Consider the following 24407-nt stretch of genomic DNA (forward strand, 5'->3'; position numbering starts at 1 on the left):
TGTCGAGAGGCCAGTCTACACCGACCTTTTGACGCGGGACTTCCTGCGGTCATCATTTGGACGCTAAGCTGGTGACATGGATGACTCAGATTATTTGCGCCTGCTCACCGTAGCGGCCGAACAAGCCAACGCGTTCCTGTCCAATGCCCGCAAATGGGAGCGTGAGCGTTGGGTCTGCCAGCGCCTGTTGCAAGGCTTGAACGTGCCCTATCGCGCCGAAGAATTCCACGCCGCCGGGCAAGAGCCGCCGGATGTGCTGTTTCGCGACGCCAGTTTCGAAGTGTTTTTCGTGCTCGACGAAGGCCGACGCCTGAACGATGAGTGGCGTGACGAACTGCTGCGGCGGCGCAGCGCGTTTTCCCTGAGCCAACTGGTTAGGCGAGAAGCCAAGCCCCGGCGCATTCCCGCCCACGAATTCCTGTTGCGCCTGGCGCCCACCCTGCGCAAGAAGGCCCACAACTATAAAGAGCGCGGGATGGACCTGGGGGAGCTGGACCTCATCGCCTTCGCCAGCCTCAAGCGCGAAGTACTGGACCTCAACAGTCACTTCCCTCCTCCCACCGAGTACCTGCGCCAGGGCTGGCGCTCGCTGTCCCTCGTGGGGCCGACCTTCGCCCGCGTACTGTTCGCGCACCCGGACGCACCGGACTTCTTGCGCAACAATCTGGGGCGCAGCATAGTGTTTGATGTGGGCATCAGCCTGTGATCGGGTTGGCGACTATGCTTCAGGCAATGCCGCCAATCACCCGACTGTAACGTGGCGCCCTTCAGCAACGTCTACCTGACGAGGCCTTTATGACCAGCCGCCTGAACCCCGACGACCAACAGCATGTCGAAGAGTACCTGCAACTGTCCCAGAACCAAGTCGAGCGCAAGCCTTTCCGGCCCTGGCTGCTCCTTGCCGTGGTGCTGGTTGCAGTGATCGGCCTGGGTTTGCTGAGCCGCCTTTTGAGTTACCTGACGCTATGAGCTGCCTGGCGCTCGCTCGGGTAACTGCACCGATTTCCTTTAGCCTTGCGAGATATCCCCATGACCCATCGTATTATTATCGTCGGCGGCGGCGCCGGCGGCCTGGAGTTGGCTACCCGCCTGGGTAAGACTCTGGGCAAGCGCGGCATCGCCAGCGTCACCCTGGTGGATGCCAACCTCACCCACATCTGGAAACCCTTGCTCCACGAGGTGGCGGCCGGCTCGCTGAACTCTTCGGAAGACGAACTCAATTATGTTGCCCAAGCAAAATGGAACCACTTCGAGTTCCAGCTGGGGCGCATGAGCGGGCTTGATCGCGAGCAGAAAAAAATCCAGCTGGCCGCCACCCTCGACGAGGAAGGCCGGGAACTGGTGCCCGCGCGCGTACTGGGCTACGACAGCCTGGTGATCGCCGTCGGCAGCACTACCAATGACTTCGGCACCGAAGGCGCGGCGCAACACTGCCTGTTCCTCGACACCCGCAAGCAGGCTGAGCGTTTCCACCAGCAATTGCTCAATCACTATCTGCGCGCCCATGCCGGGCAGACGGACGTGGTAGAGCAGATCAGCGTCGCCATTGTCGGCGCCGGTGCCACCGGCGTCGAGCTGGCCGCCGAGCTGCATAACGCCGCACATGAACTGGCCGCCTATGGCCTGGACAAGATCAAGCCGGAAAACATGCACATCACCCTGATCGAAGCCGGCCCACGGGTGCTGCCTGCCCTGCCGGAGCGGATCGGCGGGCCTGTGCACAAAACCCTGGAGAAACTCGGGGTGACCGTCCTGACCAACTCCGCCGTCAGTGAAGTGACGGCCGACGCCCTGATCACCAGCAGCGGCCAGGTAATCCCGGCCAGCCTCAAGGTCTGGGCCGCCGGGATTCGCGCGCCGGGTTTCCTCAAGGACATCGACGGCCTGGAAACCAACCGTATCAACCAACTGCAAGTGCTGCCGACCCTGCAAACCACCCGCGACGAGAACATCTTCGCCTTTGGTGACTGCGCGGCCTGCCCGCAACCCGGCACCGATCGCAATGTGCCGCCACGGGCCCAGGCAGCTCACCAGCAGGCATCGTTGCTGGCCAAGTCGCTGAAACTGCGGATCGAGGGCAAGGACCTGCCGTCGTACAAGTACACCGACTACGGCTCGCTGATCTCGCTGTCGCGCTTCTCGGCGGTGGGTAACTTGATGGGCAACCTGACGGGCAGCGTGATGCTGGAAGGCTGGCTGGCGCGGATGTTCTATGTGTCGCTGTATCGCATGCACCAGATGGCGCTGTATGGCTTCTTCCGCACGGCGATGCTGATGCTGGGGAGCAAGATCGGGCGAGGGACCGAGCCGCGCCTGAAACTGCACTGACAGCACGTTCCGGGATAGGACTCGGTTAGCGTGGGAGCGGGCTTGCTCGCGAAAGCGGTGGTTCAGTGCCAGATGCACTGGCTGACACACCGCTTTCGCGAGCAAGCCCGCTCCCACATTTGTTTTGTGGTGAGGCCAGGATTCCGCGCACAAAAAAAATCCCCGTATCTTTCGATACGAGGATTTTTAATATGGTCGGGGTAAGGGGATTCGAACTCCTGACATCCTGCTCCCAAAGCAGGCGCGCTACCGGACTGCGCTATACCCCGGTAAAAAAAAGGCGACCTCTCAGTCGCCTTCTTCGATCAGCGCTTTTGGCCTCTGATCTTAAGATTCGATTCCAGCGTTAACTGGTCTCAAAAATGGTGGGTCGTGTGGGATTCGAACCTACGACCAATTGGTTAAAAGCCAACTGCTCTACCAACTGAGCTAACGACCCAAATATGGTCGGGGTAAGGGGATTCGAACTCCTGACATCCTGCTCCCAAAGCAGGCGCGCTACCGGACTGCGCTATACCCCGGTTTTGAAATTGGCTCCGTGACCAGGACTCGAACCTGGGACCCAATGATTAACAGTCATTTGCTCTACCGACTGAGCTATCACGGAACTACGTATTTCAAAGTGTTACGTTGTTGCATGTTACCTTCTCTTCGACGCTTCCGTATCGCTACGTTAGTGTCTCTGAGGCGCGCTATTCTACAATCTTAAAAACCCCTGTCAACCCTTTAAATTGCTTTTAAGACAATGATTTGCGCTTCTTTCTGATTTCTCCTTGGGGAGAAGAAACCGTTGGGCTGACGTTGCTGCGGGGCGCACTTTACAAGCCTTTGCCTTACAGTTCAACGCCCTATCGAAAAAAAAGGCCCCGCAATGCGGGGCCTCTTCTTATAGCAGTACCGCTTGGGCTTAGTGGAAGACGATTTCGTCGTTCTCCACCGTCGCCTCGACGCTGGTGCCCGGCATAAAGCTGCCCGACAGGATCAGCTGCGCCAACGGGTTCTCGATCCAGCGCTGGATCGCACGTTTCAACGGCCGTGCGCCATAAACCGGGTCGTAACCAACCGCGATCAGCTTGTCCAACGCCTCGCGGCTCAGCACCAGGGACAACTCGCGCTCCGCCAGACGGCTGCGCAGGCGGCCCAACTGGATCTCGGTAATGCCCGCGATCTGATCCCGCGCCAGAGGCTCGAAGATCACCACTTCATCGACCCGGTTGATGAACTCCGGCCGGAAGTGGCTGGTCAGCGCGTCCATTACCGCTGCACGCTGGGCTTCACGGTCACCCACCAGCTCCTGAATCTGTACCGAGCCCAGGTTGGAGGTCATCACGATCACCGTATTGCGGAAGTCCACGGTACGCCCGTGACTGTCCGTCAGGCGGCCATCTTCCAGCACTTGCAGCAACACGTTGAACACATCCGGGTGGGCCTTCTCGACCTCGTCCAGGAGGATCACCGAGTAAGGCTTGCGCCGTACCGCTTCGGTCAGGTAACCGCCTTCCTCGTATCCTACATAGCCTGGTGGCGCCCCGATCAGGCGAGCCACGGAATGTTTCTCCATGAACTCGGACATATCGATCCGCACCATCGCCTCTTCGGTATCAAAGAGGAATTCGGCCAGGGCCTTGCACAGCTCGGTCTTGCCCACGCCGGTCGGGCCGAGGAACATGAACGAGCCGCTCGGACGGTTCGGATCGGACAACCCGGCCCGCGAACGCCGCACCGCGTTGGACACCGCGACCACCGCCTCTTCCTGGCCGATGACGCGCTGGTGCAACAGGCTTTCCATCTTCAGCAGCTTGTCGCGCTCGCCTTCGAGCATTTTCGACACCGGGATACCGGTCCACTTCGAGACGACTTCGGCGATTTCTTCCTCGGTCACCTTACTGCGCAGCAGCTGGTTCTCGGGCTTGCCGTGCTGGTCGACCATCTGCAGGCTACGCTCCAGGTCCGGGATCACCCCGTACTGCAACTCGGCCATGCGGTTCAGGTCGCCTTTACGGCGGGCTGCTTCCAGTTCCTGACGGGACTGCTCGATCTTTTGCTGGATCTGCGCAGAACCCTGCACTTCGGCTTTTTCCGAGGTCCAGATTTCTTCGAGGTCCGAATACTCACGCTCGAGGCGAACAATTTCTTCCTGGAGTTTTTCCAGGCGTTTCTTCGCCGGCTCGTCTTCTTCTTTCTTCAGGGCCTGGGATTCAACTTTCAGCTGAATCAGGCGCCGATCCAGACGGTCCAGCACTTCGGGCTTCGAATCGATCTCCATCCGAATGCGGCTGGCCGCTTCGTCGATCAAGTCGATGGCCTTGTCCGGCAACTGCCGATCAGTGATGTAGCGATGGCTCAGTTTCGCCGCCGCGATGATCGCACCGTCGGTGATCGCGACTTTATGGTGGACCTCATACCGCTCTTTCAAGCCACGCAGGATCGCGATGGTGTCTTCTTCGCTCGGTTCTTCCACCAATACTTTCTGGAAGCGACGCTCAAGGGCCGCGTCCTTCTCGATGTACTGACGGTATTCGTTCAGCGTGGTCGCACCCACGCAATGCAACTCGCCCCGCGCCAGTGCCGGCTTGAGCATGTTGCCCGCGTCCATCGAGCCTTCACCTTTACCGGCGCCGACCATGGTGTGCAGTTCGTCGATAAACAGAATGATCTGCCCTTCCTGCTTCGACAGTTCGTTCAGCAGGGATTTGAGGCGCTCTTCGAACTCGCCACGGAACTTGGCGCCGGCAATCAGCGACCCCATGTCCAGGGACAGCAGGCGCTTGCCTTTAAGGCCGTCCGGCACTTCACCATTGATGATGCGCTGGGCCAGGCCTTCGGCAATCGCGGTTTTACCCACGCCAGGTTCGCCGATCAGCACCGGGTTGTTCTTGGTGCGACGCTGCAGGACCTGGATGGTGCGACGAATTTCGTCGTCACGACCGATCACCGGGTCAAGCTTGCCTTCTTCGGCGCGCTTGGTCAGGTCGACGGTGTATTTGTCCAGCGCCTGGCGGGACTCCTCGTGGTTAGGGTCATTTACCGCCTCGCCGCCGCGCAGGTTGTTGATGGCGTTTTCCAGAGCTTTTTTGCTCACGCCCTGGCCCAGCAACAATTTGCCAAGTTTGCTGTTGTCGTCCATCGCGGCGAGCAGCACCACTTCACTGGAGATGAACTGGTCACCCTTTTGCTGCGCCAGTCGATCCGCCTGGTTAAGCAGACGCGCCAGATCCTGGGACATGTTCACGTCGCCAGTCGGGTTTTGGATTTTCGGCAGTTGGTCGAGCTCTTTGCTCAACTCCTTGCGCAGGCTGTTGACGTCGAAGCCCACCTGCATCAACAAGGGTTTGATAGAACCGCCTTGCTGCTCCAGGAGCGCTTGCATCAAGTGCGCAGGCTCGATGGCCGGATGATCCAGGCCAACCGCCAGAGATTGGGCGTCAGATAAAGCCAACTGCAATTTGCTGGTTAAACGATCAATACGCATTAGTCACCTTCCTTTTGAGCAGGCCGGAGCTATGAACAAACACATCCTGAATGAAGAAACCTGCCAGATACCCTTATAGATGGGGTGGATTCTGGAAGATTCAAGCGGGCGACCGCTGACTTGCGTCAGTATTGACCCAAGTCAAAGGAGTCTAGCGTTCAAGCCAGACAAGGGAGGCGAACCGACCGGTGCGCGGGCTGCGACGATAGGAATAGAAGCGGGGATCCGTCACGGTGCACAAGCCGCCACCGTACACGGCAGTGACGCCGCGGGCGGCAAGCCGCAGGCGGGCCAGCTGATAAATGTCGGCCATGAACTTGCCCGGGTTCTGACTGGGCACGAACGCCTCAATCGTTTCCGGAAGTTGCTGCATAAAGGCTTCACGCACTTCCGGGCCGACTTCAAAGGCTTGCGGACCGATGGCCGGCCCCAGCCACACCAATACGTCGGCAGGCTCGGTATCCAGGCTTTCAACGGTCGCTTCCAATACGCCAGCGGCCAGGCCACGCCAGCCGGCATGGGCTGCCGCGACGCGGGTACCGGCGCGATTGCAAAACAAGGCAGGCAGGCAATCAGCCGTCATCGAAGTGCAGGCGATGCCGGGAGTGCTGGTCCAACTGCCATCGGCTTCGGCAGTCCGGCCGGGATCCGCCTCGACGACAACCACACCGTGAACCTGGCGCAACCAGGCGGGCTGGATATTGAAGGCAGCGCAGAGACGACGGCGATTTTCGAGCACGGCATCGAGGCTGTCCTCGACATGATCGCCGAGATTTAGGCTGTCGAACGGCGCCACGCTGACGCCGCCCGCACGGGTAGTAACGCAGGCTTTCACCCCGGCCGGCGCGGGCCAGTCAGGAATCAGCCAGTCACTCATCCGATAAACGCCTCGCGATCCTGCTTGAGCAGCGACAACAACCAGACAAAATCGTCTGGGAGTGGCGATTCCCAGCTCATCCGTTTACCGCTCGTCGGATGATCCAGCTCCAGGAAGCGTGCATGCAGCGCCTGGCGCGGGAAGGTTTTCAGCGAATCAACCATGGTTGCACTGGCCGCCGGCGGAATGCGGAAGCGGCCACCGTAGGCCGGATCTCCGACCAACGGGAAGTTGATGTGCGCCATGTGCACCCGAATCTGGTGGGTACGACCGGTTTCCAGCTTTACCCGCACGTGAGTGTGGGAGCGGAAACGCTCAAGCACGCGGTAGTGGCTGACGGCTTGCTTGCCGCCTTCCATCACCGCCATGCGCTGGCGCTGCTGGCCGTGGCGGCCGATCGGGGCATTGATTTTGCCACCGGCGGTTACCACGCCGATCACGATGCATTCGTAGATCCGGCTGACGCTGCGGCTCTGCAGTTGTGTGACCAGCTGCGTCTGCGCCTGAATGGTCTTGGCTACCACCATGAGGCCGGTGGTGTCCTTGTCCAGGCGGTGCACGATGCCGCAGCGCGGGACATTGATGATGTCCGGCACGTGGTGCAACAAGGCATTGAGCAGCGTGCCATCAGCGTGGCCGGCGGCCGGGTGCACCACCAGGCCGGCAGGTTTGTTGATCACCAGGATGTCGTCGTCTTCGTAGACGATGTCCAGTTCAATGTCCTGGGCGATCCATTCTCCCTGGGCTTCCTGCTCGGCAGTCAGCTCAAGAATCGCACCACCATGGACTATGTCTCGCGGGCGGATAACCGCTCCATCCACAGTCAGGCGGCCGTCTTTGATCCAGGCGGAAAGGCGCGAGCGCGAGTGCTCAGCGAATAATTGTGCGGCGACTTGATCGAGGCGTTGGCCGCCCAATTCGGACGGCACCTCTGCGCGAAGTTCAATTTTATCGGACATGCTCAGACTAGGCGTGGCACAGCCTTTGGTTTCGGCTGCGCGCTTGTGGTTAAATACGGCGTCTTTTGCCCCGAGGCTTTCCAAGGGGCGCTCATCATAACAGGACGGCCCCGCCCAAGACAGCGGCCGTCATAGGGACGCAAGCCGCCATGCAAGTGAAACACCTGCTGCTGATCGCCATCCTCGCCATGACTGCTGCTTGCTCGTCAACAAAGGAAGTCGTCGACGAAAACCTGAGCGAGGTCGAGCTGTACCAACAAGCTCAGACCGACCTGAACAACCACAGCTACACCAGCGCCACGGCAAAACTGAAGGCACTGGAGTCGCGGTATCCGTTCGGGCGCTACGCCGACCAGGCCCAGCTCGAGCTGATCTACGCCAACTACAAGAACGCCGAGCCGGAAGCTGCCAAGTCCGCCGCCGAGCGTTTTATCCGCCTGCACCCTCAGCACCCGAACGTGGACTACGCCTACTACCTCAAGGGCCTGACCTCGTTTGACCAGGACGTTGGCCTGCTGGCGCGCTTCCTGCCGCTGGACATGACCAAGCGTGACCCGGGCGCTGCCCGCGACTCCTACAACGAGTTCGCCCAGTTGACCAGCCGCTACCCGAACAGCCGCTACGCGCCGGACGCCAAGCAGCGCATGATCTATCTGCGCAACCTGCTGGCTTCCTACGAGATCCACGTAGCCGACTACTACCTGACCCGCCAGGCGTATGTTGCTGCCGCCAACCGTGGCCGTTACGTAGTGGAAAACTTCCAGGAAACCCCATCGGTGGGTGACGGCCTGGCCGTGATGACCGAGGCTTACCAGCGCCTGCACCTGGACGCCCTGGCGGCCACCAGCCTGGAAACCCTGAAGCTCAACTACCCGGACCACCCAAGCCTGAAGGACGGCCAGTTCGTACCGCAGGTTGCCGAAGCCGACAACCGCTCGTGGTTGAGCAAGTACACCCTGGGCCTGATCGAGTCCCGTCCACCGCTGCCGCCGGGCGAAACCCGCGCCAACCAGGACATCATCAAGCAATACCAGGACGCCAAGGATTCGATTCCATCGGACCTCAAGCCGCGTGACGAAAACGGCGACATCATCGAAGAGCAAGGGCCTCAAGCCCTGGGCAATAACGAAGATCGCTCGTGGTTCAGCTACATGACTTTCGGTATCTTTGACTGATTGTTCGCCGCGATGCAAAAAGGGAGCTCCTCGGAGCTCCCTTTTTTATTGCGCTGCATAATTGCGCTGTGCGCCCATCACGTCCTTGGCTAAACTGCGGGATTCCTTGTCGAGAAGCTGCCCACCATGGTTCGTCTACTGTTCTGGATCGCCGTTATTGCTGCCGCGGTATGGTTTTGGCGCAAATTCAAAAGTCCGGCCGCCAAACAGCAGCGGCCCAGCGAACAGGGCCCGATCCAGATGGTTCGTTGCGCCCACTGTGGCCTTCACCTGCCACAGGATCGAGCCTTGAGCCTGCGCCAGGAATGGTATTGCACCCAGGCACATCTGGAGCAAGGGCCGAAATCTATCCAGCGTTGATTCGGCCTGCCGGCGCATACGGGGCCGGATCAATGATCGGCTCATGTCCCAGCAACAAATCGGCAAACAGTTGGCAGGACGCCGGCGCCAGCACCAGGCCGTTGCGGTAATGCCCGCAGTTGAGCCACAGCCCGTCGAAACCTGGCACCTTGCCAATATAGGGAATGCCCTCCGGCGAGCCGGGCCGCAAACCGGCCCAATGCCCCACCACTTCGGCATCGGCCAGGGCCGGAATCAACTCGACGGCAGAGGCTTTCAGGCTTTCCAGTGCAGAGTCGGTGGGCGTCTTGTCGAACCCCTCGTGCTCCAGAGTGCTACCAATCAGAATGTGCCCATCCCGCCGAGGAATCGCATAACGCCCCTTGGCCAGGACCATGCACGACAAGAAGTCCGACGCACACTTGTACAAGATCATCTGCCCCTTGACCGGCTCCACGGGCAACTCAAGCCCCAGGCGGCCCAGCAACTCACCGCTCCAGGCGCCGGCCGCCAGCACTACCTGATCGCCATGGATCGGCCCGAGCGCCGTACTCACCCCAACAACCTTGCCGCCCTGCTGAATAAACCCATCAACCGCACACTGCTCGTGAATCGTCACGCCCGGCAGGGCCAACAAGGCCGCCTTGAGGGATTTGACCAACCGCGGATTACGCACATTGGCCACATCCGCCATATAGATCGCCTGGGAAAACCCGGCACCCAGCACCGGCACAGCGTCATGGGCAGCTGAAACATCCACCTTGCTCAGCGGGCGCCCTTCGCGGGCTGCCCAGGCAAGCGCCTCGGTTTCATCATCCAGGTCCAGCCAATACAGGCCGGTGGTGTGAACTTCCGGGTCAATGCCAGTAGCCGCGAACAGACGCTCTGCCAGTTGCGGATAAAAATCCTGGGACCAGTGCGCCAGGGCCGTCACGGCGGGGCTGTAGCGCCACGGGTAGAGCGGGGAGACAATGCCGCCGCCGGCCCAGGAAGACTCCTGACCGACCGCCGAACGATCCAGCAGCACAACCGCTTGCCCTTGGGTCGCCAGGTTGAACGCCGTCAACAACCCGATTACCCCACCACCCACAACCACTACTTGCTGTTGCTTAGCCATTGTTCGATCCAGCCGATAAAAAGAAAAAGGCACGCCCGGCGCCCAATCGTCCAGCTTCCTCATCATTGCCCCCAGCACGCCTTGCGCGTCATATCAGGCGCGGCTCCCGGATTGCTTCGCGCACCGGTACTGCTCAGGCTGAAGGCGGCACAGGGATCGCCCGCCATCACCGAGTCAATTGCCGGCGTGGCAAGCAGAACGAAATCCTGAGGGTTCAATGCAGGGGTGATTCTATAGCGATCATTGCCGGCTATGACGCCAGTCGCATCAATAAAAGTGCCGTTCCTCGCGTAATAACGCTCAAGGTACTGTGCCTGCTCACTCAGCAACCCGGCAATTTCCGCGCGATAGACCTTTTTCATATGGCTGAGATACCCGGGATAGGCGACGCCCGCCAGGAGTCCGACGATCGCCACGGCGATCAGTAATTCGATCAGGGTGAAGCCTGTGCAATCCTTGCCCATCGTGCTGCTCACCTATTGAAGTTGTCGCCACATGATTCGTCGAAAACGCTCGCCAGGCCCGCTGCCCACACGGGCATACACACACTCCAGGACGGAGCGTGAGTGCCCACTGACGCCCACTGATGTCACGCGATAGACCGTGGCCTGGGCCTCTGCCGGGAGCTGAGCCAAACCCGTTCCCGGCCCCAGGTTTTGAATACCGTAGACGCCATCTTTCATCCCTATCCAGGTCACAGTCGATACGGGATTCGTCCCCGGCCCCACTACCGAAACCGATTCGGCAGGTGGCGCGCACGCAGCCGTCGAGTGGCAAGGGCGCAGGGCGAAACCTGACGCCTGCACCAAAGACTCGCCAAGCCTGAGGCCGCTTTCGGCCTGCTGAAACGACTGGTTGCGCTGCCGAAGGCTGCCGGTAATTTTTTCTTGCGAGATTGCTCCCTGCATCGAAGACACTCCGAGGAGTGCCAACAGCAGCAGGAATACCAGGCTGATCAGCAAAACCATGCCTGCCTGCCTCGAACGGGAGAGGTAATAACCCATGGGCACGCTACTCCAGGCGATTACGTAGTGCCGCGACCACGCTGTAGGCCTGGTCTTTCACCAACCCATTTGGATCCTGAAGTGTCAGCAGAATCCGCACGCTGCGGATGAGCGACTCATCGCCGGGGTTGGGGTCATAGCGGCTGACAACCGTTGAGCCTGGCTTCTCGGCCACGCCGAAACTGATATCGAATGCCCCCACGTTATCCACCAGCACCGCTTTGCTCGGGGCCGCCAGCGTGCTGAACTTCAGCTGCCCGCCCTCAAAGGTGTAGGTCAGCTTGCGCAGTGGGAAGTGGATTTGCCCGGGCGTCGCTGCCGGCGGGCTTCCAACATAGGCGTGGGCAGAGCCGGTGCAATCGGAAAGCACCGCCCAGTCCGGCTTGCTGCCACCCTCCCCGACGTCGGCGGTCACCAGCGTCAGGGACCGGGAACTGCCGGTGGTACTCCATCCAATGGGACGATCAAAACCTGCGGGAGCGTTGCTGATTGATGCAGCGGACAAGCAGCCAAACATGCCCGCCTGGCGTATTTCCTGAATCAGCTTGCCAAGGGCGAACCGTGCATCATCCTGCAACAGCGAAGCCGCACTCTGGCTGGCATAAGTGGTTCGGGAGCTGAGTGCAATCTGGGTCACCCCCAGGATCAACATCAGGCCGAGGGCCAATGCCAGCAGCATCTCCACCAGGCTGAAACCGCACACTGGACCTCTCATGGCAACACCCTCGGGTCGACTGCAACCCGGCTGGTCAGGGTGAATGTTTCCCGGGTGCCTTGAGCCTTCGCTCCACGGGAGTCGTCCCAACTGATGCTGATGGTCACTTCTCGCTGATTGACCGCAACCGACCCCTTGGCGCTTTCCCCGGCGAACCCGACGATATTCGCTTCAAAGTCGTGCAGGTCCAGATCACGCACACTCGCGACCGAGGTGCTGGAGGGCGCGCGTTCACCCTGGCCCCAGGAGTAATCAGCACCCGAATTGGCGCGGATCCGGTCGAGCATGTCGTAGGCAATGAAACTGGCCTGACTGGTCATCCTGGAACTGTCGGTGTATTTCAATGCATTGAGCTGAATGACTGCCGCCCCTAGCAGGCCGACAGCGAGGATCAGCACAGATACCAGGACCTCGATCAGGGTCATTCCGGCCTGGGTCGGTTGCGGGTGGGGCGTTACGGGAAAAGCGTTCATTACCATCGCCATCCATGTCGAAGGTCATCAGAAAGCAGCGCAAACCTGCTGTGCGACGCAAGACTAGCGCCGGTATTGCCTGAGCGCTGCCCCCCCGGAACAAAGCGAAATACTTTGGACAGAATGGCCACCATTCGACCCGCCGGACTGGGCGCTATAACTATGTCTGCCATCCGGCACCGACTGAAAAAGCACACCGCGTCCACGGAGGGACGGCCCATGAAACAACGAGGTTTCTCGCTGATTGAACTGATACTCGGCCTGTTCCTGAGCGGCATCCTGGCCAATCTGGCAGTGCCGAGCCTCAAGGGGCTGCTCGAGTCGCAACGACGCCAGAGCGCCGCCGAATCCCTTGCCGGCGGACTGCGATATGCCCGCACAGAAGCCATCGCACGCAATCGCACGGTGGTTATCCATGCATTGGACGATGACTGGAGCCGGGGTTGGAGGGTGATACTGGACCTGAACGGTCGCGGCCATCTGGACGACAAAAACCCGGTGCTGCTGGAGCGCCAGGACAGTGGGCAGATACCGATTGTGGGGAATACGCCGGTGAGAACCCAGATACGCTTCAGCAGCCTGGGCGAACCGCTGCTGTCAGCAGGGGCATTCAGCGCCGGCACCGTCCACGTGTGTGCGACGGACCAGCAACTGAGCCTGTATCAAATAGTGCTGGCCGCCAGCGGGCGTATCAGCCTGCGCAGTAACAAGACCGAGCAGGCTTTGTGCCGGGGCTATGCCGGTACTCCGGGCCTCAGAGCAGCGAACGAACCCGCAGCTCCTTGGGCATGGAGAAAGTGATGTTCTCTTCACGGCCAGCCAGTTCATCAGCGCCCGTGGCGCCCCAGGCCTGCAGTTGCTGAATAACGCCACGCACCAGGACTTCCGGGGCCGAGGCTCCGGCAGTGATGCCGATGCGTTCGACACCGTCGAACCAGCTGCGCTGCATGTCCTCGGCACCATCGATCAGGTAGGCCGGGGTGGCCATGCGCTCGGCCAGTTCGCGCAGGCGGTTGGAGTTGGAGCTGTTGGGGCTCCCCACCACCAGCACAACATCGCATTCGTCGGCCAATTGCTTGACCGCATCCTGGCGGTTCTGGGTGGCGTAGCAGATGTCATCCTTGCGTGGACCGCCGATGGCCGGGAAGCGCGAGCGCAAGGCATCGATGACGCGGCTGGTGTCGTCCATGGACAAGGTGGTCTGGGTAACGAAAGCCAGCTTTTCAGGGTTGTGCACCTGCAATGCAGCGACGTCTTTTTCGTCTTCCACCAGGTAGATCGCACCACCATTGCTGCCATCGTACTGGCCCATGGTGCCCTCGACTTCCGGGTGACCGGCGTGGCCGATCAGGATGCACTCACGACCATCACGGCTGTAGCGCGCGACCTCGATGTGCACCTTGGTCACCAGCGGGCAGGTGGCGTCGAACACTTTCAGGCCACGGCCTGCTGCTTCGGTGCGTACCGCCTGGGAAACGCCGTGAGCGCTGAAGATGACGATAACGTCGTCCGGCACCTGGTCCAGTTCTTCAACGAAGATGGCCCCGCGGCTGCGCAGGTCTTCGACCACAAACTTGTTGTGGACGACTTCATGGCGCACGTAAATCGGCGGCCCGAAAACTTCCAGGGCGCGGTTGACGATTTCAATCGCCCGGTCCACGCCGGCGCAGAAGCCACGGGGGTTGGCGAGTTTGATTTGCATGCTGTGCCTCGTGTCTTGCCCTGTAGGATCGAGCTTGTGTGGCGAGAGCGCTTGCTCCCGCTGGGCTGCGAAGCAGCCCCAACAAGCTCGCCTCTGCAGTAGGCCGATTTCGTTAGTTACAGCGCTTTAACGTCGATGATTTCAACATCAAAGGTCAAGGTTTTCCCGGCCAACGGGTGGTTGAAGTCGATGGTCACTTGCGCGTCATCAAAGGCTTTCACCACACCCGGCAGCTCGGTATTCGCCGCATCGTTGAAGATCACCAGCAAGCCTTCCGACAGCTCCATGTCCTGGAACTGCGAACGCGGGATGATCTGCACGTTTTGCGGGTTGGGCTGGCCAAAGGCGTTTTCCGGCAGGATCTGCAGGTTGCGCTTGTCGCCGGCCTTGAAACCGAACAGTGCCGCTTCAAAACCCGGCAGCAGGTTGCCGTCGCCGACCTTGAAGGTCGCCGGGGCCTTGTCGAACGTGCTGTCGACCGTGTCGCCATTCTCCAGGCGCAATGCGAAATGCAAGGTGACTTCCGTGTTCTGGCCAATGCGTTGCTCAGCCAATACCTGTTCAGTCATGAACGGTCTCTCCGGTTTTCTTGCTTTTGAACATATCCAACGCCAGCATGATTGCACCGACGGTGATGGCGCTGTCGGCAAAGTTGAACGCCGGGAAGTACCAGCGGTTCTGCCAATGCACCAGAATAAAGTCGATCACATGGCCCAGGGCAATGCGGTCGTAGAGGTTGCCCAATGCGCCACCCAGCACCAGCGCCAACGCAACGGCCAGCCAGGTGTCGTTACGCCCCAGGCGCTTGAGCCAGACTACCAGCACGGCACTGACCACCACGGCGATCAGGGCAAACAGCCAGCGCTGCCAGCCGGAGCTGTCAGCCAGGAAGCTGAACGCAGCGCCGGTGTTGTAGGCCAGGGTCCAGCTGAAGTAGTCGGGAATCACCACGATCTGCTGGTACATCTCCAGGGCGCCTTCGAAGTGAGCCTTGCTGAGCTGGTCAATGACCAGCACCAGCACGCTCAACACGAGCAAGCCCAGGCGTCCAAAACGACTGGCTTCAGGCATAGTGACGAACCTCGCCAGCGCCAGAGATGTTGTCGACACAGCGACCGCAGATTTCCGGATGCTCAGGGTTCACGCCGACATCTTCACGGCAGTGCCAGCAACGGGCGCACTTGGCGAAGGAGGACTTGACCACCTTGAGCTTGAGACCCGGGACTTCGGTCGCGACGGCATCTGCAGGCGCCTGGGCAAACGGCGCCAGGCTGGCGGTCGAGGTGATCAGGACGAAGCGCAGTTCGTTGCTCAGCTTGGCCAGGTCAGCGGTCAGGCCTTCTTCGGCAAACAGCGTGACTTCGGCCTGCAGGTTGCCGCCAACGGCCTTCGCCGCGCGCTGCACTTCCAGCTCCTTGTTCACGGCAACCTTGACGGCCATTACGCCTTCCCAGTACTCGCGGCCCAGCTCGAAGTCGGCCGGCAATTCGGTCAGGCCTTCGTACCAGGTGTTGAGCATCACGGACTCGTTCCGCTCGCCCGGCAGGTATTCCCACAGTTCGTCGGCGGTGAATGCCAGGATCGGGGCGATCCAGCGCACCAGCGCTTCAGAGATGTGGTACAGCGCGGTCTGCGCCGAACGGCGGGCCTTGCTGTTGGCGCCGGTGGTGTACTGGCGGTCCTTGATGATGTCGAGGTAGAAACCACCCAGCTCCTGCACGCAGAAGTTGTGGATCTTCGAGTAGACGTTCCAGAAGCGGTATTCGCCGTAGTGCTCTTGCAGCTCGCGCTGCAGCAACAGGGTACGGTCCACGGCCCAACGGTCCAGGGCGAGCATTTCCTCGGCCGGCAGGATGTCGGTGGCCGGGTTGAAACCGGTCAGGTTCGACAGCATGAAGCGTGCGGTATTACGGATCCGGCGGTAGGCATCGGCGCTGCGCTGCAGGATCTGCTCGGAAACGGCCATCTCGCCCGAGTAATCGGTAGAGGCAACCCACAGGCGCATGATGTCGGCGCCCAGGGTGTCGTTGACCTTTTGCGGCGCGATCACGTTGCCCAGGGACTTGGACATCTTGCGACCGTTCTCGTCGACGGTGAAACCGTGGGTCAGCAGCTCGCGGTACGGGGCGTGATCGTCGATCGCGCAACCGGTCAGCAACGAGGAGTGGAACCAGCCACGGTGTTGGTCCGAACCTTCCAGGTACAGGTCGGCACGCGGGCCGGTCTCGTGGCCCATCGGGTGCGAGCCGCGCAGTACGTGCCAGTGGGTGGTACCCGAGTCGAACCAGACGTCGAGGGTGTCGCTGATCTTGTCGTACAGCGGCGCTTCGTCGCCCAGCAACTCGGCGGCGTCCAGCTTGAACCAGGCTTCGATGCCCTCTTGTTCAACGCGCTGGGCAACCTCTTCCATCAGCTCGACGGTACGTGGGTGCAACTCGCCACTTTCCTTGTTCAGGAAGAACGGAATCGGCACGCCCCAGTTGCGCTGGCGGGAGATGCACCAGTCCGGACGGTTGGCGATCATCGAGTGCAGGCGCGCCTGGCCCCAGGCCGGAACGAACTTGGTGTCTTCGATCGCCTTGATCGCACGCTTGCGCAGGGTTTCGCCGCGGGTCGGCTCCTTGTCCATGCCGATAAACCACTGCGCAGTGGCGCGGTAGATCAGCGGGGTCTTGTGACGCCAGCAATGCATGTAGCTGTGGGTGATGGTTTCGGTGTGCAGCAGCGCACCGACTTCCGCCAGCTTGTCGACGATCGCCGGGTTGGCCTTGAAGATGAACTGGCCACCGAAGAATTCCAGGGACGGCACGTACACGCCGTTGCTTTGCACGGGATTGATGATGTCGTCGTTGACCAGGCCGTACTGCTTGCAGATCACGAAGTCGTCAACGCCATAGGCAGGCGAGCAGTGAACCACGCCGGTGCCGGCGCCCAGCTCAACGTACTCGGCCAGGTAGATTGGCGACAGGCGGTCGTAGAACGGGTGACGGAAGTTGATCAGTTCCAGCGCGGACCCGGTAGTGGTCGCGATCACCGAGCCTTGCAGGTTGTAGCGGGCCAGGCACGCCTCCACCAGCTCTTCAGCCAGCACCAGCAGTTTGTCACCGACGTCCACCAGGGCGTAGGTGAATTCCGGGTGCACGTTCAGCGCCTGGTTGGCCGGGATGGTCCACGGGGTGGTGGTCCAGATCACAATAGAGGCTGGCTTGGCCAGGCTCGCCAGACCGAAGGCTTGCGCCAGTTTGGCTTCGTCGGCGATCGGGAAGGCCACGTCGATGGTCGAGGACTTCTTGTCTTCGTACTCGACTTCGGCTTCAGCCAGGGCCGAGCCGCAATCGAAGCACCAGTTCACGGGCTTGAGGCCCTTGAACACGAAACCGCCCTTGACGATTTCGGCCAAGGCGCGGATTTCACCGGCCTCGTTCTTGAAGTTCATGGTCTTGTACGGGTTGGCCCAGTCGCCCAACACACCCAGGCGGATGAATTCGGACTTCTGCCCTTCGATCTGCTCGGTGGCGTAGGCACGGCACAGTTCGCGGGTTTTATCCGCGCCCAGGTTCTTGCCGTAGGTCACTTCGACCTTGTGTTCAATCGGCAAGCCGTGGCAGTCCCAGCCCGGGACATAAGGCGCGTCGAAACCCGAAAGGGTTTTCGAGCGGATGATCATGTCCTTGAGAATCTTGTTCAGCGCATGACCGATGTGAATCGTGCCGTTGGCATAAGGAGGGCCGTCGTGCAGGACGAATTTCGGACGATCCTTGCCAATCTCGCGCAACTTTCCGTACAGGCCAATACTGTCCCAGCGCTGCAGGATCTGCGGTTCGCGCTGTGGCAGGCCGGCCTTCATTGGGAAGGCGGTGTCCGGAAGGTTTAGCGTGGCTTTATAGTCGGTCATTTAAGGCTCTTCATTAGCGATGGGCGCTAGGTGCGGCTAGTGCACGGGCGGCGGCGACATCCGCATTGATCGCCGTTTTCAACGCCTCCAGGGAGGCGAAACGCTGCTCTTCACGCAGCTTTTGGTGGAAAGCCACCGTCAAACGCCGGTCATACAAATCACCGGCAAAATCCAAAAGGTGAACTTCCAGGTGGGCTTTGCCATCACCTGCAACCGTGGGCCTGACGCCTATGTTGGCGACTCCGGGCCACGATTGGCCGTCGATGTCGACACTCACCAGGTAAACCCCGGTCAGTGGCACACGACGGCGCTTGAGCTGCACGTTGGCGGTTGGCGTGCCCAGTTGGCGCGCCAGCTTCTGGCCGTGCAGCACCCGCCCGGCAATCCGGAACGGGCGACCGAGCAAACGCTCGGCCAAGGCGAAGTCGGCAGCGGCCAGGGCGTTACGCACCTGGGTACTGCTCACGCGCAGGCCGTCCAGTTCGACGGTTTGCGCGGCTTCGACGGTAAAACCCTGGGTGACGCCGGCCTGCTGCAGGAAATCGAAATCCCCTACCCGGTCGCAACCGAAACGGAAGTCGTCGCCGACCTCCAGATGCTGCACGCCGAGGCCGTCCACCAGGATACGGTCGACGAACTCGGCGGCGCTGAGGCTGCGCAAGCGCTGGTTGAAAGCCAGGCAGAGGACGCGGTCCACACCTTCTTCAGCCAGCAGTTGCAGCTTGTCCCGCAGGCGGGCCAGACGCGCCGGCGCCGTCTGCGGGGTAAAGAATTCGCGCGGCTGTGGTTCAAAAATCACCACGCAGCTGGGCACGCCCAACTCAACCGCACGCTCACGCAGGCGGGCCAGGATAGCCTGGTGGCCACGGTGAACACCGTCAAAGTTGCCAATAGTGGCGACGCAGCCCCGATGCTGGGGGCGCAGGTTGTGGAGACCTCGAACCAGCTGCATAACGCGCTTCTTGCTCATAAAGTGGTCGATTATAACCACACCCGGCCCCGGACGACAGGCAACAGCGCAGGCCATTTGCGCGAATCGATAAAACAACCGTCTTATCGACGAAAAGTCTCTAGCTCAGCGACTTGCGATTGAAATCCCGCAAGCGGAAGCCCATCAGCAGCAACATGCCGAAGTACACCAGCACACCAGCCGCCACCAACGCTCCCAGGCGCATGAAGCGCTCGAGCATATGGCCCTGCTCCCAGGCCGGCATGAAGTGCATCAGGCCCAGCAGTACCGCGGCCATCGTCCCCACCGCCACCACCAACTTGAGCGCAAACGAGCCCCAGCCCGCCTGAGGCTGGAACATTTTCTGTTTACGCAGCTGATAAAACAGCAGCCCGGCGTTGATGCAGGCCCCCACACTGATCGCCAGCGCCAGCCCGGCATGCTTCAGCGGACCGATGAACGCCAGGTTGAGCAGTTGGGTAACCACCAGGGTGAAGATCGCGATCTTTACCGGGGTACGGATGTTTTGTTGAGCATAAAAGCCGGGGGCCAGCACCTTGATCACGATAATGCCCAGCAGGCCGACGGAATAAGCGATCAGCGCACGCTGGGTCATCGAGGCGTCAAACGCAGTGAACTGGCCGTACTGGAACAGCGCGACCGTCAGCGGCTCGGCGAGCAACCCCAGGGCCACGGCACACGGCAGCACCAGCACGAAGCACAGGCGCAGGCCCCAGTCGAGAATCCGCGAATATTCGTGGCGGTCTTTGCTGGCATAGGTACGCGACAGCGTTGGCAGCAGGATGGTGCCGAGTGCCACGCCGAGCACGCCGGACGGCAATTCCATCAGACGGTCGGCGTAGTACATCCACGACACCGAACCCGAGACCAGCAGCGAGGCGAAGGCGGTGTTGATGATCAGGGAAATCTGGCTGACGGAAACCCCGAGGATGGCCGGCAGCATGTTGCGCATCACCCGCCAGACGCCGGTGTCCTTGAGATTCAAACGCGGCAGCACGAGCATGCCGATTTTCTTCAGGTGCGGCAGCTGGTACAGCAGTTGTGCCAGGCCACCCGCCAGGACCGCCCAGCCGAGGGCCATCACAGGCGGATCGAAATACGGTGTCAGGAACAGCGCAAAAATAATCATGCTGACGTTAAGCAGGGTCGGCACGAAGGCCGGCACCGAGAAACGGTTCCAGGTATTGAGGATCGCCCCGGCCAGGGACGACAGGGAAATCAGCAATATATAAGGAAAGGTCACCCGCAACAGATCAGTGGTCAGGGCGAATTTTTCCGGTGTATTGGCAAAACCGGGTGCCGTGGCCCAGATCACCCAGGGCGCGGCGAGCATCCCGGCGATCGTCACCAGCGTCAGCACCAACGTCAGCAAACCCGAAACATAGGCAATGAAGGTGCGGGTCGCCTCCTCGCCTTGCTGGGCCTTGTACTCCGCCAGAATCGGCACGAATGCCTGGGAAAAAGCCCCCTCGGCGAAGATCCGCCGCAGCAGGTTGGGCAGTTTAAAGGCAATGAAGAAGGCATCCGTGGCCATGCTGGCGCCAAAAATACGTGCCAGCAGCGTGTCACGCACAAACCCCAGAACCCGGGAAATCATAGTGATAGAGCTGACAGCGGCCAACGATTTGAGCAGATTCATTGAAAGAGTTTTTGCCTATAGATAAAGAGCAGGCGAACAAACGGCCCACATATGCGATACTCCGCGCCTGCAACAAGCACAGAGCCAAAGCTCGCGAGTTTACAGGTCAAGCGCCGGAAATAAATCACCCGCCTCTTAAGATCGACCACTCAGCAGTTCGCATCACACGCCCTTGACAAGACTTCAACTCATCGGCATGATTCGCGGCCTATTTTGTTTGCTATTTCCTAAAAAGTCTTTCGAGGAGCTCGACGGTGGCCAACACACCTTCCGCCAAAAAACGTGCAAAACAGGCTGAGAAGCGTCGCAGCCACAACGCCAGCCTGCGTTCCATGGTTCGTACCTACATCAAGAATGTAGTTAAAGCCATTGACGCAAAAGACGCTGAAAAAGCTCAAGCTGCTTACGTTCTGGCTGTGCCAGTTATCGACCGTATGGCCGATAAAGGTATCATCCACAAGAACAAAGCTGCTCGCCATAAAGGTCGTCTGAATGGCCACATCAAGGCTCTGAACCTTGCTGCTGCAGCCTAAGCGATAAGCTTGTTAAAAAACCGACCCCAGGGTCGGTTTTTTATTGCCTGCGATTTGGGAAAGCCAAAAAAAGAGCCGGCATGCCGGCTCTGCTTCAGATTTATTGCGCTGTGGGCCACGGCAGGATCGGAATCGCCGTCACCGCATTCTGCGGGCTGCCTTCGATCAAGCGGTCGCTGTAGACCAGATACACCAGGGTATTGCGCTTCTTGTCGAGGAAACGCACCACCTGCATGGTCTTGAAGACCAGGGACGTGCGCTCCTTGAACACCTCATCCCCATCCTTCAGCTCGCCCTTGAAGCGAATCGCACCTACCTGGCGACAGGCAATCGACGCCTCGGCGCGATCCTCCGCCAGACCCAACCCACCCTTTACCCCGCCCGTCTTGGCGCGAGACAGGTAGCAGGTCACGCCATCCACCTTCGGGTCATCAAAGGCCTCGACCACGATCCGGTCATTTGGGCCGACAAACTTGAACACCGTCGACACCTGGCCAATCTCTTCGGCCGACGCCAGCAACGGCATCGCCAGCAGCAAACCGAGCAATCCCTTCATTACGCGCATCGAGACTTCCTTTTTACTTAAACCAGAATCAGGTTATCCCGGTGAACCAGCTCCGGCTCAGCCATGTAACCCAACAGACCGACAATCGCCTCAGACGACTGCCCGATGATTTTCTGCGCCTCAAGGGCGCTGTAGTTGGCAAGGCCACGGGCAATCTCACGACCATCCGGCGCCACACACACCACCATTTCGCCACGGCGGAAGCTGCCCTGGACCAGTTTTACACCCACCGGCAACAAGCTTTTGTTGCCTTGGGACAACGCTGAAACCGCACCAGCATCCAACACCAGGGTACCGCGCGTCTGAAGATGCCCCGCCAGCCACTGCTTGCGCGCCGCCAGCATTCCGCGCTCAGGCGACAGCAGCGTACCGATGCGCTCGCCCGCCTTGAGACGATCCAGCACCCGCTCAATCCGACCGCCAACGATGATGGTATGTGCGCCGGAACGCGCCGCCAGACGTGCCGCACGCAGCTTGGTCTGCATGCCGCCACGCCCCAGGGCACCGCCGACACTGCCAGCCACCGCATCCAGCGCCGGATCATCGGCACGCGCTTCGTAAATCAGCTGAGCCTCAGGGTTATTGCGCGGGTCAGCGTCGAACATGCCGTCGCGATCCGTGAGGATCACCAGCAAGTCAGCCTCAACCAGGTTGGCCACCAGCGCTGCCAGGGTGTCGTTGTCACCGAAGCGAATCTCGTCGGTCACCACGGTGTCATTCTCGTTGATCACCGGGATCACCTTGAGTTCAACCAGGGCACGCAGGGTGCTGCGGGCGTTCAGGTAGCGCTTGCGGTCGGACAAGTCGTCATGGGTCAGCAGAATCTGCGCCGTGTGGCGCCCGTGCTCGGCAAAGCTGGACTCCCAGGCCTGTACCAGGCCCATCTGACCAATGGCGGCGGCAGCCTGCAGCTCATGCATCGCGCTGGGTCGCGCGGTCCAGCCGAGGCGGCTCATGCCGGCGGCAACCGCCCCGGACGACACCAACACCAACTCGACGCCGGCCTCATGCAAGGCCACCATCTGGTCCACCCAGACACTCATGGCCGCACGATCCAGCCCCTTGCCATCCGCCGTCAGCAGCGCGCTACCGATCTTAACGACCCAACGCTGCGCACCTGTCACCTTGCTCCGCATCATCTTCAACCTTAGATAGAGGGCCGCGCGACCCAGCGCCGCCCATAACGTTATTCGTGACTACCGATTTCCAGATACCAAAACGCCGCTCGATTGAGCGGCGCTTAAGTTTACTGCAACGAATCAGTCGCGCACGTAAATGATTTCCGGACCATCTTCATCATCCACGTCTTCCTCGTCCCAATCATCGTCACCGATATCATGGACCGACTTGACGCCACTGCGACGCAGGGCACGCTGATCATCCAGCGCCTGCAACTGGGCACGAGCCTCGTCTTCGATGCGCTGATCCAGTTCAGCCAGCTCGGCCTTGTAGACAGGGTCGGCGGCCAGGCGATCGGCACGGTCTTCGAGGTAACGCATGATGTCGCGAGTCAGGCGCTCAGTGCCTTCTTTGGCAATGGCCGAGATCACGTAGACCGGACCGGTCCATTCCAGGCGATCAACGATCTCCTTGACGCGCTCTTCGTGCTCTTCCTCGAGGATCTGGTCGCACTTGTTCAGCACCAACCAGCGATCACGCTCAGCCAGGGACGGGCTGAACTTGGTCAGCTCGCTGACGATCACTTCAGCAGCGTCCGGTGCACTGGTGTCATCCAGCGGCGCCATGTCGACGAGGTGCAGCAGCAAACGGGTGCGGGACAAGTGCTTGAGGAAACGGATCCCCAGGCCTGCGCCGTCGGAAGCGCCTTCGATCAGGCCCGGAATGTCCGCAACCACGAAGCTTTTCCAGCGGTCGACGCTGACCACACCCAGGTTCGGCACCAGGGTAGTGAACGGGTAATCGGCGACTTTCGGCTTGGCAGCAGACACCGAGCGAATGAACGTACTTTTGCCGGCGTTCGGCAAGCCCAGCAGGCCCACATCAGCCAGTACCTTCATTTCCAGCTTGAGGTCACGCTGCTCGCCTGGCTTGCCCGGCGTGGTCTGGCGTGGCGCACGGTTGGTACTGGACTTGAAACGGGTGTTGCCCAGACCGTGCCAGCCGCCATGAGCCACCAGCAGGCGCTGACCGGCTTTGGTCAGGTCACCAATGACTTCCTGGGTTGCGGAGTCGATCACGGTGGTGCCGACCGGAACCCGCAGTACCAGTTCTTCGCCTTTTTTACCGGTGCAGTCGGTGCTGCCGCCGTTGGAGCCACGCTCGGCATCAAAGTGCCGGGTGTAACGGTAGTCCACCAGGGTGTTGAGGTTTTCGTCGGCGATCATGTAGACCGAGCCGCCATCACCGCCATCACCGCCGTTAGGACCACCGTTTTCGATGAATTTTTCCCGACGGAAACTCATGCAACCGTTACCGCCGTCGCCAGCTTTTACTCGGATCGAAACTTCATCAACAAACTTCATAACAAAACGCCTCTCGCCACACGGACGAGCTTAAGAAACCAAGACATAAGACTCTTGCAAAAATGAGCGCAGCGACCTCAAGCAACGACCGCAAATCCACTGCTTTCGCCCATCACAAACAGCTTTGCAAGAGACTCACCCCACAAACGAAAAAGCCCCGT

At 60.4% G+C, this 24407-nt stretch carries 24 protein-coding genes and 4 tRNA genes; 7 read left to right on the plus strand and 21 right to left on the minus strand.

What is annotated here, in order from left to right; translation table 11 throughout:
• Positions 1 to 76 precede the first annotated feature (76 nt).
• The 3 genes from HX869_RS22730 (at position 77) to HX869_RS22740 (ending at position 2328) form a co-directional block, all read left to right on the plus strand.
• Positions 77 to 706, plus strand: coding sequence for a DUF1780 domain-containing protein (locus HX869_RS22730; protein ID WP_008437312.1), 630 nt, complete (start codon positions 77 to 79; stop codon positions 704 to 706).
• An 89-nt stretch (positions 707 to 795) separates the two neighbouring features.
• The gene (locus HX869_RS22735; protein ID WP_010174986.1) at positions 796 to 969 is read left to right on the plus strand and encodes a DUF3094 family protein; all 174 of its coding nucleotides are present in this window, start codon (positions 796 to 798) and stop codon (positions 967 to 969) included.
• A gap of 60 nt (positions 970 to 1029) precedes the next feature.
• Positions 1030 to 2328, plus strand: coding sequence for an NAD(P)/FAD-dependent oxidoreductase (locus tag HX869_RS22740; RefSeq protein ID WP_003215906.1), 1299 nt, complete (start codon positions 1030 to 1032; stop codon positions 2326 to 2328).
• 192 nt (positions 2329 to 2520) lie between these two features.
• Here the strand turns inward: HX869_RS22740 and HX869_RS22745 are convergent.
• The 7 genes from HX869_RS22745 to rluD all read right to left on the minus strand — a co-directional run bounded on the left by HX869_RS22745 (position 2521) and on the right by rluD (position 7636).
• Positions 2521 to 2597, minus strand: a tRNA-Pro gene (locus tag HX869_RS22745).
• A gap of 94 nt (positions 2598 to 2691) precedes the next feature.
• Positions 2692 to 2767 (minus strand) — tRNA-Lys (locus tag HX869_RS22750).
• A 5-nt stretch (positions 2768 to 2772) separates the two neighbouring features.
• Positions 2773 to 2849 (minus strand) — tRNA-Pro (locus HX869_RS22755).
• 10 nt (positions 2850 to 2859) lie between these two features.
• Positions 2860 to 2935: transfer RNA gene (locus HX869_RS22760), tRNA-Asn, on the minus strand.
• Positions 2936 to 3235: 300 nt separating this feature from the next.
• Positions 3236 to 5800, minus strand: coding sequence for an ATP-dependent chaperone ClpB (gene clpB, locus HX869_RS22765; protein WP_003215904.1), 2565 nt, complete (start codon positions 5798 to 5800; stop codon positions 3236 to 3238).
• A 151-nt stretch (positions 5801 to 5951) separates the two neighbouring features.
• A complete protein-coding gene (pgeF, locus tag HX869_RS22770; RefSeq protein WP_008432852.1) occupies positions 5952 to 6677 on the minus strand; it encodes a peptidoglycan editing factor PgeF in 726 nt (241 codons plus the stop codon).
• Positions 6674 to 7636 (minus strand): 23S rRNA pseudouridine(1911/1915/1917) synthase RluD, encoded by a 963-nt coding sequence (gene rluD / locus HX869_RS22775; RefSeq protein ID WP_003215899.1) that lies wholly within the window; start codon positions 7634 to 7636, stop codon positions 6674 to 6676. Before rluD ends, pgeF begins: the two co-directional genes overlap by 4 nt.
• A gap of 149 nt (positions 7637 to 7785) precedes the next feature.
• Between rluD and HX869_RS22780 the strand changes: the two genes are divergently transcribed.
• Together HX869_RS22780 and HX869_RS22785 are read left to right on the plus strand one after the other, a co-directional pair.
• Positions 7786 to 8811 (plus strand): outer membrane protein assembly factor BamD, encoded by a 1026-nt coding sequence (locus tag HX869_RS22780; protein ID WP_102369923.1) that lies wholly within the window; start codon positions 7786 to 7788, stop codon positions 8809 to 8811.
• A 126-nt stretch (positions 8812 to 8937) separates the two neighbouring features.
• A complete protein-coding gene (locus HX869_RS22785; RefSeq protein ID WP_026078011.1) occupies positions 8938 to 9171 on the plus strand; it encodes a PP0621 family protein in 234 nt (77 codons plus the stop codon).
• Here the strand turns inward: HX869_RS22785 and thiO are convergent.
• From thiO to pilV, 5 genes are all read right to left on the minus strand, one after another.
• A complete protein-coding gene (gene thiO / locus HX869_RS22790) occupies positions 9158 to 10267 on the minus strand; it encodes a glycine oxidase ThiO (RefSeq protein ID WP_178903672.1) in 1110 nt (369 codons plus the stop codon). The genes HX869_RS22785 and thiO overlap by 14 nt on opposite strands.
• A 62-nt stretch (positions 10268 to 10329) precedes the next feature.
• On the minus strand, positions 10330 to 10731 hold the full coding sequence (locus HX869_RS22795; protein ID WP_003215892.1) for a type IV pilin protein: 402 nt from the start codon (positions 10729 to 10731) through the stop codon (positions 10330 to 10332).
• Between the two features lie 12 nt (positions 10732 to 10743).
• Complete coding sequence (locus HX869_RS22800; RefSeq protein ID WP_178903673.1) at positions 10744 to 11271, minus strand: PilX N-terminal domain-containing pilus assembly protein; 528 nt, start codon at positions 11269 to 11271, stop codon at positions 10744 to 10746.
• Between the two features lie 7 nt (positions 11272 to 11278).
• Complete coding sequence (locus HX869_RS22805; RefSeq protein ID WP_178903674.1) at positions 11279 to 11986, minus strand: PilW family protein; 708 nt, start codon at positions 11984 to 11986, stop codon at positions 11279 to 11281.
• The gene (gene pilV, locus HX869_RS22810) at positions 11983 to 12459 is read right to left on the minus strand and encodes a type IV pilus modification protein PilV (protein WP_003215885.1); all 477 of its coding nucleotides are present in this window, start codon (positions 12457 to 12459) and stop codon (positions 11983 to 11985) included. The genes HX869_RS22805 and pilV overlap by 4 nt, the downstream gene beginning before the upstream one ends.
• 219 nt (positions 12460 to 12678) lie before the next feature.
• Here pilV and HX869_RS22815 point away from each other — a divergent pair, with 219 nt between their 5' ends.
• Positions 12679 to 13260 carry a GspH/FimT family pseudopilin gene (locus tag HX869_RS22815; protein ID WP_003215883.1) on the plus strand — a complete coding sequence of 194 codons (582 nt, stop codon included), beginning with the start codon at positions 12679 to 12681 and terminating at the stop codon, positions 13258 to 13260.
• Here the strand turns inward: HX869_RS22815 and ispH are convergent.
• The 6 genes from ispH to murJ form a co-directional block, all read right to left on the minus strand.
• Positions 13214 to 14161, minus strand: coding sequence for a 4-hydroxy-3-methylbut-2-enyl diphosphate reductase (gene ispH / locus HX869_RS22820; RefSeq protein WP_003215881.1), 948 nt, complete (start codon positions 14159 to 14161; stop codon positions 13214 to 13216). The two genes, HX869_RS22815 and ispH, sit on opposite strands and share 47 nt — an antisense overlap.
• 116 nt (positions 14162 to 14277) lie before the next feature.
• Positions 14278 to 14715 carry an FKBP-type peptidyl-prolyl cis-trans isomerase gene (fkpB, locus tag HX869_RS22825; protein ID WP_003215879.1) on the minus strand — a complete coding sequence of 146 codons (438 nt, stop codon included), beginning with the start codon at positions 14713 to 14715 and terminating at the stop codon, positions 14278 to 14280.
• 7 nt (positions 14716 to 14722) lie between these two features.
• Positions 14723 to 15232 (minus strand): signal peptidase II, encoded by a 510-nt coding sequence (gene lspA / locus HX869_RS22830; RefSeq protein WP_003215877.1) that lies wholly within the window; start codon positions 15230 to 15232, stop codon positions 14723 to 14725.
• A complete protein-coding gene (gene ileS, locus HX869_RS22835) occupies positions 15225 to 18056 on the minus strand; it encodes an isoleucine--tRNA ligase (protein WP_087695246.1) in 2832 nt (943 codons plus the stop codon). The genes lspA and ileS overlap by 8 nt, the downstream gene beginning before the upstream one ends.
• 13 nt (positions 18057 to 18069) lie before the next feature.
• Complete coding sequence (gene ribF, locus HX869_RS22840; protein ID WP_003215874.1) at positions 18070 to 19008, minus strand: bifunctional riboflavin kinase/FAD synthetase; 939 nt, start codon at positions 19006 to 19008, stop codon at positions 18070 to 18072.
• A 118-nt stretch (positions 19009 to 19126) separates the two neighbouring features.
• On the minus strand, positions 19127 to 20665 hold the full coding sequence (gene murJ / locus HX869_RS22845; protein ID WP_008432837.1) for a murein biosynthesis integral membrane protein MurJ: 1539 nt from the start codon (positions 20663 to 20665) through the stop codon (positions 19127 to 19129).
• Positions 20666 to 20919: 254 nt separating this feature from the next.
• On the opposite strand from murJ, the gene rpsT reads away from it, so the two are divergent.
• Positions 20920 to 21198 carry a 30S ribosomal protein S20 gene (gene rpsT / locus HX869_RS22850; RefSeq protein ID WP_003215870.1) on the plus strand — a complete coding sequence of 93 codons (279 nt, stop codon included), beginning with the start codon at positions 20920 to 20922 and terminating at the stop codon, positions 21196 to 21198.
• A 100-nt stretch (positions 21199 to 21298) separates the two neighbouring features.
• On the opposite strand, the gene HX869_RS22855 is transcribed toward rpsT, so the two are convergent.
• The 3 genes from HX869_RS22855 to cgtA form a co-directional block, all read right to left on the minus strand.
• Positions 21299 to 21763, minus strand: coding sequence for a CreA family protein (locus HX869_RS22855; RefSeq protein ID WP_008432835.1), 465 nt, complete (start codon positions 21761 to 21763; stop codon positions 21299 to 21301).
• 17 nt (positions 21764 to 21780) lie between these two features.
• Positions 21781 to 22899: a glutamate 5-kinase gene (gene proB / locus HX869_RS22860; RefSeq protein WP_003215866.1), complete on the minus strand. Its 1119-nt coding sequence runs from the start codon at positions 22897 to 22899 to the stop codon at positions 21781 to 21783.
• A gap of 123 nt (positions 22900 to 23022) precedes the next feature.
• Positions 23023 to 24246, minus strand: a complete 1224-nt coding sequence (cgtA, locus tag HX869_RS22865) for an Obg family GTPase CgtA (RefSeq protein ID WP_003215864.1) — start codon at positions 24244 to 24246, stop codon at positions 23023 to 23025.
• Between the last annotated feature and the right edge of the window lie 161 nt (positions 24247 to 24407).

It is taken from the genome of Pseudomonas sp. P7779 (assembly GCF_013386315.1).
Taxonomy (GTDB): domain Bacteria; phylum Pseudomonadota; class Gammaproteobacteria; order Pseudomonadales; family Pseudomonadaceae; genus Aquipseudomonas.